Annotated in this window: 11 protein-coding genes; 9 read left to right on the top strand and 2 right to left on the bottom strand. The window is 47.8% G+C overall.

From position 1 onward, the window contains the following. From rsxD to nth, 4 genes are all read left to right on the top strand, one after another. Positions 1-1,047, top strand: coding sequence for an electron transport complex subunit RsxD (gene rsxD / locus L4D12_RS01470; protein WP_428446037.1), 1,047 nt, complete (start codon positions 1-3; stop codon positions 1,045-1,047). A 12-nt stretch (positions 1,048-1,059) separates the two neighbouring features. Continuing rightward, complete coding sequence (gene rsxG / locus L4D12_RS01475) at positions 1,060-1,692, top strand: electron transport complex subunit RsxG (RefSeq protein WP_428446038.1); 633 nt, start codon at positions 1,060-1,062, stop codon at positions 1,690-1,692. Between the two features lies 1 nt (position 1,693). Next, positions 1,694-2,389 carry an electron transport complex subunit E gene (locus L4D12_RS01480; protein ID WP_428446039.1) on the top strand — a complete coding sequence of 232 codons (696 nt, stop codon included), beginning with the start codon at positions 1,694-1,696 and terminating at the stop codon, positions 2,387-2,389. Positions 2,390-2,471: 82 nt separating this feature from the next. Next, positions 2,472-3,113, top strand: coding sequence for an endonuclease III (gene nth / locus L4D12_RS01485; protein ID WP_428446040.1), 642 nt, complete (start codon positions 2,472-2,474; stop codon positions 3,111-3,113). Between the two features lie 77 nt (positions 3,114-3,190). Here nth and L4D12_RS01490 read toward each other — a convergent pair whose 3' ends face one another. Continuing rightward, on the bottom strand, positions 3,191-3,538 hold the full coding sequence (locus L4D12_RS01490) for a hypothetical protein (RefSeq protein WP_428446041.1): 348 nt from the start codon (positions 3,536-3,538) through the stop codon (positions 3,191-3,193). A 254-nt stretch (positions 3,539-3,792) separates the two neighbouring features. Beyond that, complete coding sequence (gene motY / locus L4D12_RS01495) at positions 3,793-4,647, bottom strand: flagellar protein MotY (protein ID WP_428446133.1); 855 nt, start codon at positions 4,645-4,647, stop codon at positions 3,793-3,795. A 238-nt stretch (positions 4,648-4,885) separates the two neighbouring features. On the opposite strand from motY, the gene rnt reads away from it, so the two are divergent. From rnt to L4D12_RS01520, 5 genes are all read left to right on the top strand, one after another. Further along, on the top strand, positions 4,886-5,554 hold the full coding sequence (rnt, locus tag L4D12_RS01500) for a ribonuclease T (protein WP_428446134.1): 669 nt from the start codon (positions 4,886-4,888) through the stop codon (positions 5,552-5,554). Positions 5,555-5,942: 388 nt separating this feature from the next. Then, positions 5,943-7,202 carry an outer membrane protein transport protein gene (locus L4D12_RS01505; RefSeq protein WP_428446042.1) on the top strand — a complete coding sequence of 420 codons (1,260 nt, stop codon included), beginning with the start codon at positions 5,943-5,945 and terminating at the stop codon, positions 7,200-7,202. Between the two features lie 35 nt (positions 7,203-7,237). Beyond that, a complete protein-coding gene (locus L4D12_RS01510; protein WP_428446043.1) occupies positions 7,238-9,700 on the top strand; it encodes a VolA/Pla-1 family phospholipase in 2,463 nt (820 codons plus the stop codon). Between the two features lie 339 nt (positions 9,701-10,039). Beyond that, entirely contained in the window at positions 10,040-11,362 is a 1,323-nt protein-coding gene (locus L4D12_RS01515) for a Na+/H+ antiporter family protein (RefSeq protein ID WP_428446044.1), read from the top strand. A 222-nt stretch (positions 11,363-11,584) separates the two neighbouring features. After that, entirely contained in the window at positions 11,585-12,919 is a 1,335-nt protein-coding gene (locus L4D12_RS01520; protein ID WP_428446045.1) for a response regulator, read from the top strand. Positions 12,920-12,947 lie beyond the last annotated feature (28 nt).

Below are 12,947 nucleotides of genomic sequence, written 5' to 3' on the forward strand. Positions count from 1 at the left end.
GTGGCTTTTAATATCACCAGTTCACCCCATGCCCACAGTCGCCGTAACACCAGTAGCCTGATGCGAACGGTTATTCTCTGTACAGCCTTCGGTATTGCTGCCCAATGGTACTTTTTTGGCTGGGGCGTCTTGATCCAAGTCGCCTTGTCCGGACTTGTCGCAGTGATCGCCGAAGCGGCTATTTTGAGGTTGCGTCATCGTCCACTGATACCCTATCTGAAAGATAACAGCGCATTACTTACCGGGGTTTTGATCGGGGTCTCTATTCCACCGCTAGCACCATGGTGGATCAGTGTTATCGGGGTTCTTTTTGCCATTGTTATCGCCAAGCACCTTTATGGTGGACTGGGGCAGAATCTGTTTAATCCCGCTATGATCGCCTACGTGGTACTGCTGATCTCATTCCCGTTGCAGATGACAACTTGGCTACCGCCGTCATCGCTCAGCGCCGAACCTGTCAGCTTTATGGATAGTTTGTCGGCCATCATGACGGGGTTTACTCACGACGGTTTCAGTGTCTATCAACTCCGTATGTCAGTGGATGGCGTGACCATGGCGACACCACTTGATACGCTCAAAACCTCATTGACGACCGGCCATACCACCACGGAAATCCTGTCAGGCCCCGTGTTTGGCACACTTGCTGGGGTTGGCTGGGAATGGGTTAACATCGGCTTTCTGATCGGTGGCTTAATCATGCTTAAAATGCGGGTTATCCAGTGGCATATTCCCGCGGGAATGCTCGCCGCACTGTTCGTTTGCAGCTCAATCGCGTTTCTGATCAACCCGGATAACTCGGCCTCGCCGATCTTCCAGTTATTCTCTGGTGCAACCATGCTTGGTGCATTCTTTATTGCAACCGATCCGGTGTCTGCGGCAACCACGGTGAAAGGTCGGCTCGTATTCGGGGCGCTAATTGGTGTGCTGGTCTTTTTGATCCGCTCCTTTGGCGGCTTCCCTGATGGGGTGGCGTTTGGTGTGCTAATCGCCAATATGTGTGTGCCTTTAATTGACTACTACACCCGTCCACGCACTTTTGGCCACTAATTAGGAACGACCATGTTAAACGCAATGAAAAAAAATGGTGGCATACTTGCGCTCTTCGCACTGCTTGCGACGGGGTTAGTCTCCGTCACACATTTACTGACCGCCAACAAAATTGAACAACAGCAGCAGCAAGAATTGCTTAAAGTGCTCAATCAAGTAATCCCACCCGCTAGCCATGATAACGAGCTATATAAGAGCTGTACCCTTGTTACCAATGAGCAGTTTTTGGGAACAACCAGCCCGATGCCCGCGTATATCGCGGAGAAAGGGGGGAAGAAAACCGGTGTGGCGATTGAAGCCATTGCCCCTAATGGCTATAGCGGTGCGATAAAACTGATTGTTGGTCTGAATACAGACGGCGTCGTCACGGGTGTACGTATCCTAAGCCACAACGAAACACCGGGGTTAGGTGATAAAATCGAAAAGCGGATCAGTAACTGGATTGATAGTTTCACTGGGAAAAAAGTCAACGGCGAGAATGACAGCCGCTGGGCCGTGCGCAAAGATGGGGGGGAATTTGACCAGTTTACAGGGGCAACCATTACACCTCGTGCGGTAGTGGGATCCGTTAAAAATGTCTCGCTATACTTCCAGTCACACCAACAGCAACTTTTCGAGCAGCCACTGAATTGCCAGGGTGAGTGAGATGAATAAAGAATTAATGAAAAATGGCTTGTGGAACAACAACCCGGCCGTCGTCCAACTGTTGGGACTTTGTCCCTTACTGGCGGTATCTGCCACGGTCACCAATGCGTTAGGATTGGGTTTAGCAACCACAGCGGTACTGATTGGATCAAACCTGATTGTCTCTCTGGTTCGCCAGTGGGTACCGTCAGAAGTACGTATTCCTGTTTTCGTGATGATCATTGCGGCCTTGGTAACCTGCGTGCAATTGCTAATGAACGCATACACTTATGGCCTGTATCAATCTTTAGGGATCTTCATTCCTCTGATTGTAACTAACTGTATTATCATCGGCCGAGCCGAAGCCTTTGCCTCAAAAAATGCCCCTGTTCCCGCCGTTCTTGATGGGCTTTGGATGGGGCTGGGTATGACAGCCGCACTGGTTGTACTGGGGGCAATGCGCGAAGTTCTGGGGAATGGCACCTTATTTGATGGTGCAGATCGACTGCTCGGAAGCTGGGCTTCATCTCTGCGTATTGAAGTCTTCAGTTTTGACAGTAGCTTTCTGCTCGCCATCTTACCGCCAGGTGCATTTATTGGGGTAGGCTTTATGATTGCACTGAAAAATGTTATTGATAAGAAGCGCGAACAAAAAATCGCCAATAGCACGCCGGAGAAACCTGTTATTGAGCGAGCGCGAGTAACGACAACAAACTGATTTTTTGTGAGCGCTGACGGATCAGCGCTTACTGCCCCTTATAACAACAATAATCCCGGTTAGCTTTAAACAGGAAGTCACTATGAACAATGAAAAGCGTGTTCAGATCCTCGAACGTTTACGCGCTGAGAACCCTCATCCCAAAACAGAGCTGAACTGGAGCTCCCCTTTCGAGCTGTTAATTGCGGTATTGCTCTCGGCACAAGCCACTGATGTCAGTGTTAACAAGGCCACTGACAAGCTTTACCCAGTGGCTAACACCCCACAGGCCATACTTGATCTGGGTGTTGAAGGCGTTAAAGAGTATATCAAGACAATTGGTCTCTTTAACTCTAAAGCAGAAAATGTAATCAAGACCTGTAAGATCCTGCTTGAGCAGCACGGAGGTGAAATTCCAGAGAGCCGTGAAGCCCTGGAAGCACTACCCGGTGTGGGCCGAAAAACCGCAAACGTCGTTCTCAATACCGCGTTTGGCTGGCCGACGATTGCCGTAGATACCCATATATTCCGCGTCTCAAATCGTACCAAATTTGCGGTGGGTAAAGATGTCGACCAAGTCGAGCAAAAACTACTGAAAGTGGTACCCGCTGAATTCAAGGTTGATGTTCACCACTGGCTCATCCTCCACGGTCGCTATACCTGTGTCGCCCGTAAACCGCGCTGTGGTAGCTGTATTATTGAAGATTTATGTGAGTATAAAGACAAGGTTTACCCTGACGAGTAATGCAACTACCACGCACACTCCAGACACGGTAAATAATAAAAAACCCGCTAATGTAGCGGGTTTTTTAAAACATAAGACTAATCAACCTTACTGAAATACTCAGTGATCACGGCAGTGTAAGCCTCATCATTATTAATTGGATTGTTATACTGTATGGAGTAATACGGCATCTTGCTATCTTGCAGTTTTTTCTTAATCAGGATCTCAAGGTTATCAACACTCACCGTACTCGATACATTGTAACTTTCCGCACGATTCAACCCCATCTCCTTGGCTTGCTCCACAGTGATCATCTTAGCTTTAACGCCTTCAGCCAGTCCTTTCTCGATATTCGTCACATCACTGTTAACAACCACATCACTATTTGCGGCCACCGCCATCGTTGAGCCTAACAGGCACATGAGTAACCAAGCTGTTCTTTTCATATCCACTACCCTTCACATTAATTCTGGTTAATGTCTACACGTCCACATCCAAATGAGAAGCTAATACACTCTTGCTATATCAGCAACTGAGGTGGCTTGGGTATAAATGTAGCTCTCGCAGCTATTTCAGCCGCCGCAGAATTAAGACTGCCATCGCGGTAGCGCAATGGCAGATGCATTTCAGTACAGAACGGTCTGACTCTACAGCAGAATGTCATGACCTCTTGCGATATCCACCAACCCGTTGCTCAACATTAGAGCAAGGTTCGACCAAGAGAAATCACAACGCGGCGGTTTTTATTCCGCCCGATCGGGGTACTGTTATCCGCAACTGGACGACGCTTTCCGTAAGCTTCAACCTGAATCCGATCTTTTGGCAATCCCATCGCCATAAAATATGCTTCCAATTTTTTCGCTCGGCGTTCAGACAATGCTTGGTTAGTATTCTTTCCCCCGGTCGAATCGGTATAGGTTGCCACCAACACCAGATCGACATCATCACTATAGCGGACAAAATCCGAGATCTGGGCAAGACGTTGTTGCGAGGCTTTGTTCAGATCTTCACTGTCTTGTTCGTAATGCAAAACAGTAAAAGCAATGTCATCAAAACTGTAAGGCAATAAATTATCAATACACTGGCTGAACTGATTGTAAGGTGTTTGAAACGCGACGGCTGACAACGAAACCTCAACCCACTTATTCCGTTGCTGCCAATCTTGGTAACTGAATGTTGGGTAACGACCATCTTCTAGCTCTGACAACATCGCCCAAGCAATCTGACCGCCAACATAGCCATCAAACTGTTTGAAGAATGTCAGCTTGGTAATCCGCTCGGCAGCATCCCCTGGCATCCAGCGTGGTGGCATCGACACCAAATTAACATCCCGAGTTTCACCCATCGGACGGCGCATTTTCAATTCAAAATCAAGGTTGATTTTCTTACTGGCACGAGACGTAAATTGCGCTTCACCATAATTAGGAATAGCGTGTAGCATTCTACATTCTAAGGGCGTATCGACGGCCACCTTCCAGCTTGATTGAGCCGGTTCAGCGACATACAACTGCCGAGCGACAGCACTTGTGCTTAGTGTCATGCTCAATATCGCCATTACACCGTAAAATGTCATTGTTGTATTAGCCATATTTTATCAGCCCACTACAGCCCAAGGTCAGACCGCCGAACGTTGGCGGCAGCATTTATTGATTTGAGAGTATTGTATCTGCTTAACAGAAAAAATCTTTAATCATCGCGCTTTTTATTATGAGACGTTCATTGAAAGCTAAAGGTTTAGCTCAGTGGCTGAATCTGACATAATAGCCGACTATTTTTTTATTTTTTGCCGTGTTATGAGCCAAGATAACGAACTAAATACTCTAAAAAGTCGCTTTCGCGGCTACTTTCCTGTGGTAGTGGATGTTGAGACCGCAGGGTTCAACGCTAAAACCGATGCGCTTCTAGAGATCTGTGCGGTTACTTTGCAGATGGATGAAGATGGCTGGCTAAAACCCGCAACCACCTTACATTTTCACGTTTCTCCTTTTGAAGGTGCCGTTCTACATAAAGAAGCGTTGGAATTTAACGGTATCCGTGACCCTTTCAGCCCATTACGGGGGGCGGTCTCTGAAGAAACGGCGCTCAAAGAGATCTATAAGCAAATCCGCAAAGAACAGAAAGCAGAAAATTGCTCTCGTGCAATCATGGTCGCCCACAATGCGAACTTTGATCATAGCTTTGTGATGGCGGCCTCTGAGCGAGCCAAACTGAAACGCAATCCTTTCCACCCTTTTGCTACATTTGATACTGCCGCTCTCAGCGGATTAGCGTTTGGACAGACCGTTTTAGCTAAAGCATGCGCCACTGCTGGCATACCCTTTGATAACAAAGAGGCACATTCAGCACTTTACGATACGGAACGTACGGCTGAATTATTTTGTGAAATTGTTAACAAATGGAAGAGGCTGGGCGGCTGGCCACTGTTTGACGCCCAAGCGGAAGAGCCGACTGACAACCAATAATTAACACAAAAACAACTCATTAGACCTCTGACCAAGCCTCGTAAACATTGGCTTGGTCACACTTCTATCAAAAAAACACCCCCAATTTCGATAATTTAGTCAAACACCACACAATCAAACACTGAACAATTATACATCCTTTACAAAACAATACTTTACACTAGATTAACATTTCTAAATTCCCTTTTTATACTGGCCAAACTGTTTCAGAGTGTTTCCTGTCATGGCATGGTATTAAAGATAAACCCTGGCAATTTATCACCCTGACGATCACTGTCGTCAATACACCATATCATAGCCACAGCCCTCAATGGCTAGTCTCGAATCCCCCTATTCAGTACTTCCAACTTGCGTTTTTCATTCATGGATCGAAGAGGCAAACATAATAATGAAAAAGAGAATCTCCTACACTGCAATAGCCGTCTCTGCCGCGCTATTGAGCATCAACGCCCAAGCGGCTGGCTTCCAAGTTAATGAACATTCTGCATCAGGACTTGGACGGGCTTTTTCCGGTGAAGTGGCTGTTGCGGATAACGCCTCGGTGCTGGCGCGAAATCCGGCAGCAATGGCGATGTTTGATCGCATTGAGATATCAGGCAGTCTATCGCTGATTGACCCTGCTATTAATGTGTCAACCAACGATATCAGTCCGAGTCAAACCTACAAAAATGTCGCACCGTTTGCCGAAGTGCCCGCGGGCTATTTTATTCAACCCATTAATGACCAATTTGCATGGGGCGTGGGGCTATTTTCTAACTACGGCTTTGCAACCGACTACCCCGCAGATGGTAATTTTGGCGCGTTAGGTGGCATGACCGATCTCCTATCACTGAATATTAACCCTAATATTTCCTGGCGAATCAATGAGCAGTTCAGCGTCGGTCTCGGTTTCTCACTCGTGTATGCCGATGCCGAACTGACTCGACACTTTGGCAGCCTCGCCCCAGTATACGGCACTGACCCAAGCCAAACATTGCTTAACCTTGAAGGAGACACTTGGGAGTGGGGCTGGAACATGGGGGCGTTATGGGAGATCAATGACAATAACCGATTAGGCCTAAGCTATCGCTCCCAAGTCGATTTATCGTTTGATGGCGTATTCACCGACTATCAAGGCAGTGGTATTCCAGGGGCAACACCAACGAATCCCCAAAAGGCTGACGGTAATCTTTCCGTGCCTTTGCCAGCCATCGCTGAATTTGGTGGCTTTCATCAGTTAAATAAAGAGTGGGCCATTCACTACGGCGTACAGTGGACACAATGGAGTAAGTTCACGGAGCTAAAAGCCACCAGTGCTGACTGCATCAACAATACTTGCCTACTCAAAGAAGAGCAATACGACGACAACTTGCGCTATTCCGTCGGGGCAACCTATACCCTCAACCCTGAGTGGATCATTCGCGCCGGTTTTGCCTTCGACGAGCAAGGCGGTGAAGCAACGCTCAGCATCCCAGACGGGGATCGCTACTGGTATTCTGCAGGCTTTACCTATATCTATAACCGCGACTTATCCTTTGACGTCGGTGTGACTTACCTTTACGGCAAGAAAAGTACCTTCACGGAAGAATATGTGGATGGGCGAGATTACGAATTTAGTACGGAAAATGATGCCTGGCTTGGTGCTGCGCAAATTAACTACAAATTCTAACGCTGTCATCCTATTAAGTTGAAAGGAAATATAACATGAACAAACACTTACTTGCGTTGATCATTGCGTCAACACTGGGCCTGACAGCCTGCGGCGATGATGCGACTGTTTCAGGCGATCCCACCTTAGATCCAAACATCGGTGAAAGCCTTAAAGCTGAAACCAAAATTAAATTCGATCTGATCAGTGATCCGTCAAACCCGGTGATAATTACCCCGACCTACCTTGCGATGGATACGGTCGATGGCACCATTAAAACCGATGGTGATGTGGGATCCCAAAATTACCTGACCGATATTTCAGACCCGTCTGTCGCCCTCGGTAAAACGGATGGCTGGAGTACCAATCAGCCTATCCTGATTGAATTTACAGGTCACGATCTTGACCCAACAACGGCACAAGCAGGCTTCTACTTACTTGAAACTGCCGATCCAACATCACCAGACTACGTCAACACCTCACCCACCCCACTGACGGCAGCCAATGGCGACTTTATGGTGACCGCGTCAGGCACCACACTAACGGTTATCCCGCTGAAACCATTCAAACCGGCGAGTCAGTATCAATTTGCCATCACGGCGGATTTGAAAGATGCCAAAGGCAATCCGGTCGGGATGAGCAACACCTACGCGGTACTAAAATCAACGACCCCTACGCCAGATATGGCCCTTGAGCCCGCTCAGCAAATTGCTCATCTCAGTGAAGCAACGTTTGCCGCCACTGGCGTCGATAAAGATAAGATCATCTTTACCAATTGGTTTACGACCGCTTCTGTCGGTGATGTGATGTACGCAGCAAAAGCGGCCTCAGCGCTGGCACTGTCCGAAGGCGCTGAAAACGTCTGGACCGGAACCGCGATCGATAAGAATGTGTCCGCGGGTGATCTCGCTAAAATTTTCAATATGACGCCCCCGGCGCGCTCTACTGAAAAACCAACGACAGCAGCGGATAATCAGGTTTACACCGGCACCGTCAGCTTGCCTTATTACCTTGAAACCAACCCAGCAACATTTGCGGCGACTCCATGGCAAAGTGGTATGCCAAGTCTAGCTAAAATTAAACATGTGATGGCCAACGCCAGTGACGCCGATAAAGCCACTGTGATGCAGCAACTCACAGAGCTCGGCATTAGTGCCGACGATCTTGAAAACGTTGCAACGGATCCGGCCGTACAACTCAAAGTATTACCCTTGCTCACGGGGCAGATCATCACCTTATCTGACGGTAGCCAACTGGACGAAGAACGCCTGATCACCCGTTATAGTCCCGTCCCCAAGCTAAAATCGGTGCAAGATGTCGAGTACACCGTTATTTTCCCTAGTGATAAAAAGTGTCACAATATAGGGGCAAATAGCGTCACTATTTTTCAGCATGGCATCACCTCCAGCAAAAAGGTCTTAGCGAGCAGTAACCTCCCCGATCAGATCATTGGGAGCGGTTGCCATGCTATTTTTGCTATCGACTTGCCGCTACACGGTACTCGAGGGATCAAAACACCTACCGGAACGATCAATGCGTCATCGGATCCAAGCATCTACCTCAATTTGAGTTACCTACCAGTAGGACGAGATAACTTACGCCAAAGCATTACCGATCAAGTTAACTTGCGGGTGGCTATCGGTCGGCTATTGGCCAATATTGCCACAGGTAATGGCACAGCAATGGGGGAGCTAGGTTGGTTAAATCCGGCGGAGAAGGTCGATTTTGTTGGCCACTCATTAGGGGCAATGACCGGAATTGATTTAGGCTACGTGGCAAATAGAACTGTGGGGGATCCGCAAGCAGATGCTGTGTTCTTCAACATCAACAAACTGGCACTGGCAAACCCCGGAGCGGGTATTCCGTATTTATTACTTGGTTCAGGCGCATTTGGTGATTTTGTCAAAGGTAACTTATTAGCAGCCAGCAACGACGAGTTTAAACAGTCTTGTGAGAACCCTATGGCCTACCCCCTTTGCTATGCACGCTATGAGAAAGACTTAATTAATGCAGGAACGGAAGAGTCACTAACAAAATTGGCGATGACCTACAGCTTGTTCTCACAGTTTGCCTACGCGGCGCAAACTATCTTGGACACGGTAGATCCACTCAACCATGCACCGTTAGTCAGTGAGTCAACGCCGGTTTACTTATCGATGACACAAGGTGATAGCACCATACCCAACGCCCTTCCCGTACCTGGCACACCCGGTTCGGTCGTTGAAGGCACTACCATCTTGCAACCTTATTCGCCATTTGCAGGGACGGTTAACCTTGTTTCAGAGGATCAGCTCGGCTTAACACCAACAACCACCAGTATCTCTGGCGATAGTCCTCTTAAAGCAGCGGCTTTCTTTACCGTAGGCGGGCACAGCAGCTTTATGACTGAAACCATCCTCGCCCCTGGTAAGCCTGCGACACCAGAAATGCAGGGACAATCGGCAAGCCTGATCAACGGTGACGGCACCAGTCTCACCGTCACAAATAGCGCGATTCTCTCCCTAACACCAGCCCCGTAACACGGTATTATCGCTAAGCGAATCCACGATAATCCCAATAAAAAGCCAGCTCATCAGCTGGCTTTCTTGTGAATGCCATCACAACAAAACTGAAAGTTTTATTCAAAATTGCATACTAGAGCACCATTTTAGCGTCTAATTTTCACCACAATGCCATCGCACTACGTCCATATTAATAAAATACAGGTTAAGTCTTAATTTTTCCTCGACATGTTGTAAATTTTCAGCAAACTGGATGTTCTAAAGCAACACAACATAACCAAACAAGAACAGACCTCACACACGAAATGTGAGCGTCATGCAAATTTACGACATAACCCAACCGATGGATCTTAATATATGAACCCTGTTGTTATATCGGTATGCGTCATGCTTTTACTCGCCTTAATGCGAGTAAATGTCGTGGTCGCGCTTACCTTCAGTGCCATCATAGGTGGACTTATTGGTGGCCTGCCGTTGGCAGAAACCATTTCTGCCTTTGAAGGCGGCTTAGGCGGTGGTGCAACCACAGCGCTAAGCTATGCCATGCTCGGTACTTTTGCCGTTGCAATTTCACGATCTGGTATTACGGATGTTCTGGCACAGAGTGTCATCAAACGTATCAGCGGTCACGAAAATGCGGCGGCGGCAACCGGGGTAAAATATTCCGTACTGTCCATTCTGGTGCTTCTTGCCATTTCTTCACAGAACGTCATTCCGGTCCACATTGCTTTTATCCCGATTGTGATCCCGCCACTGCTGCATGTATTTGCTAAATTAAAAATTGACCGCCGCATGATCGCGTGTGTACTGACCTTCGGTTTAGTCACCCCTTATATGGTGTTACCGGTTGGTTTTGGTGGTATTTTCCTCAATAATATTCTGCTTAAAAACCTCCATGATAACGGGCTGGATGTCTCCGCAGCACAAGTTCCGTATGCGATGTTACTGCCTGCGATGGGGATGGTATTCGGCCTTCTGCTTGCTGTTTTCTTCAGCTACCGCAAACCACGCGAATATTCTGTAGAGAAGATCCTTGCCAACGAGCCAGAGCACCGAGAAATCAATATGCGCCACGTCTACATTGCGGTGATTGCGATCATGGCTGCTCTGGGCGCACAAATTTACAGTGGCTCGATGATTGTCGGCGGTCTGATGGGCTTTATGGTGTTTACCTTCGGTGGGGTGATCAAGTGGAAAGAGACCCACGATGTGTTCACCAAAGGGGTTCATATGATGGCAATGATCGGCTTTATTATGATTGCTGCTGCCGGTTTTGCTTCGGTAATGAAAGCCACAGGAGGGGTCGAAACGCTGGTCAGTTCTCTGGCTGATGTTATCGGTAATAACAAACCGCTGGCAGCTCTGTTAATGCTCGTTGTTGGCCTGCTCGTTACCATGGGGATCGGATCGTCATTCTCAACCATTCCTATCTTGGCAACTATTTATGTTCCGCTGTGCATTACCTTTGGCTTTTCACCAATGGCGACCGTGGCATTAGTGGGTACAGCCGCTGCGCTGGGTGATGCGGGATCTCCAGCCTCTGATTCTACCTTAGGCCCAACATCAGGCCTGAATGCAGATGGCCAGCATGAACACATCTGGGACAGTGTGGTTCCAACCTTCATTCACTACAACCTGCCATTAATTGCATCAGGTTGGTTAGCGTCAATGGTTCTGTAAGTATCCAAATGCTCGGTAAACCCAGAGTACCCAGTCAACCCAAAGACCACTGAATAAAAAGCCCCCAATAGCTGGAAAATCCATTATTGGGGGCTTTTTTTGCGAGTAACATCGCTAACCATGTGTCATTCATCACTCTTTTTACCGTAATCTGTCGCAACGCGAATTCCTGTAAATCCTTGTTCTATAGTTATTAGAACTACCATTATCAGGGATGACTATATGGATATACTCACCCAGTCAACCTTCCTTATTATTGACGATAGCAATATTATCCAAAGTGCCACTCGCGCGCTGCTGATGAAAATTGGCGTGCCGATGAACAACATCATCAGTACCTCCAATGCTAGGGGGGCGATTACAGCCTGTGGCAAGCGTCATTTTGATATTTTACTGATTGATCATAACTTAGGCAGTGGCAGCACCGGTCTGCAGCTGCTCGAGTATCTTCATGATCAGCAACTACTCCAGCAGCGAACATTAGTCTTTATCGTCACCGCAAACGATAGCCAAGATGTCTTTTTCGGTTATTCTCAATTGGAACCCGATGGCTATCTGATCAAACCCATTCGTTCCGAAGATATCATCAAGCGAGTATCATCCGGGCTACTAAAACGTGCCTTCTGTGAACAACTGGAAACGGCATTTAATACGGGTGGCCTGGCGAAAGTAAAACCCTTATTCGGCAAAGCGCCAGACACAATGGCACTCAAATACGGCATTTTATTTGTCGCTGATTTACTCCGAGCTCAGCAACAATTTGATGATGCTCAAGCAATGCTGACGGGCTTATTGCAAGTGCATGACTTCCTGCCCGCTAAAATCAAAAGAGTGGAGATCCAGAACGACCAAGGTCAGTGCGCTACTGCGCTGACACAGATAAGCGAGCTGATCGAACAAAACCCTTACAATGTCAGATTACTTACCCTCAAAGCCACTATCTGCATTGAGTCTGAGTGCTGGGAAGAGGCCGAGCAAACATTCCTCCAGATTCTTCAGCTCCACCCCAGCAATATTGAGCAAACCCTCAACCTTGCTTGGCTGTATATCCTGAAGAATGATGTTGTGCAGGCAACACCACTGCTATTCAAAAGTGCACTTATGTTACCTCACTCCGTGTGGGACGGCGCAGGTCGTCGCGGTATGGTGCTATTTGCCGATCTCGTGACCCTTAAACATCAAGACGAAGAGCAAGCTCTGAAAAACTGGAAACCAGATGGAGCCTGGGCGCGGATTTGCAAGAATCCCCAAAGCCGAATTAACTCAAAAGGTATTCTGAAAACTCTGCTTGGTTGGCGGGCTCTATTGATCGGCAATCATCAGCAAGCACTGGCATTATTCAACCAGGTCAATGAAACAGAGATCATCGATTATGAAGCTGGTTACCTTTTATTTAGAGGCTACCTCCAGTTAGAACATACCGATGGGACACAAGCCACACGCCAGATAATCGATACGATCCAGCGTTCTACTGCTCCCACCCTGTCACGGCTGCAGGCCGCCGCAGTGACAACACTCAAACCGCAACCGCTGCTCACCCAGCCGGTATCAAGCTAGCGGTTCATCCGCAAACCTGACGATGCCT

This window comes from Photobacterium nomapromontoriensis (assembly GCF_050336815.1).
In the GTDB taxonomy this organism is placed as follows: Bacteria; Pseudomonadota; Gammaproteobacteria; order Enterobacterales; family Vibrionaceae; genus Photobacterium; species Photobacterium nomapromontoriensis.

Excerpts from the sequence above, each read along its gene's own strand:
- rsxG (WP_428446038.1), top strand. The coding sequence starts at position 1,060 with ATGTTAAACGCAATGAAAAAAAATGGTGGCATACTTGCGCTCTTCGCA.
- L4D12_RS01480 (WP_428446039.1), top strand. The coding sequence starts at position 1,694 with ATGAATAAAGAATTAATGAAAAATGGCTTGTGGAACAACAACCCGGCC.
- nth (WP_428446040.1), top strand. The coding sequence starts at position 2,472 with ATGAACAATGAAAAGCGTGTTCAGATCCTCGAACGTTTACGCGCTGAG.
- L4D12_RS01490 (WP_428446041.1), bottom strand. The coding sequence starts at position 3,538 with ATGAAAAGAACAGCTTGGTTACTCATGTGCCTGTTAGGCTCAACGATG.
- motY (WP_428446133.1), bottom strand. The coding sequence starts at position 4,647 with ATGGCGATATTGAGCATGACACTAAGCACAAGTGCTGTCGCTCGGCAG.
- rnt (WP_428446134.1), top strand. The coding sequence starts at position 4,886 with ATGAGCCAAGATAACGAACTAAATACTCTAAAAAGTCGCTTTCGCGGC.
- L4D12_RS01505 (WP_428446042.1), top strand. The coding sequence starts at position 5,943 with ATGAAAAAGAGAATCTCCTACACTGCAATAGCCGTCTCTGCCGCGCTA.
- L4D12_RS01510 (WP_428446043.1), top strand. The coding sequence starts at position 7,238 with ATGAACAAACACTTACTTGCGTTGATCATTGCGTCAACACTGGGCCTG.
- L4D12_RS01515 (WP_428446044.1), top strand. The coding sequence starts at position 10,040 with ATGAACCCTGTTGTTATATCGGTATGCGTCATGCTTTTACTCGCCTTA.
- L4D12_RS01520 (WP_428446045.1), top strand. The coding sequence starts at position 11,585 with ATGGATATACTCACCCAGTCAACCTTCCTTATTATTGACGATAGCAAT.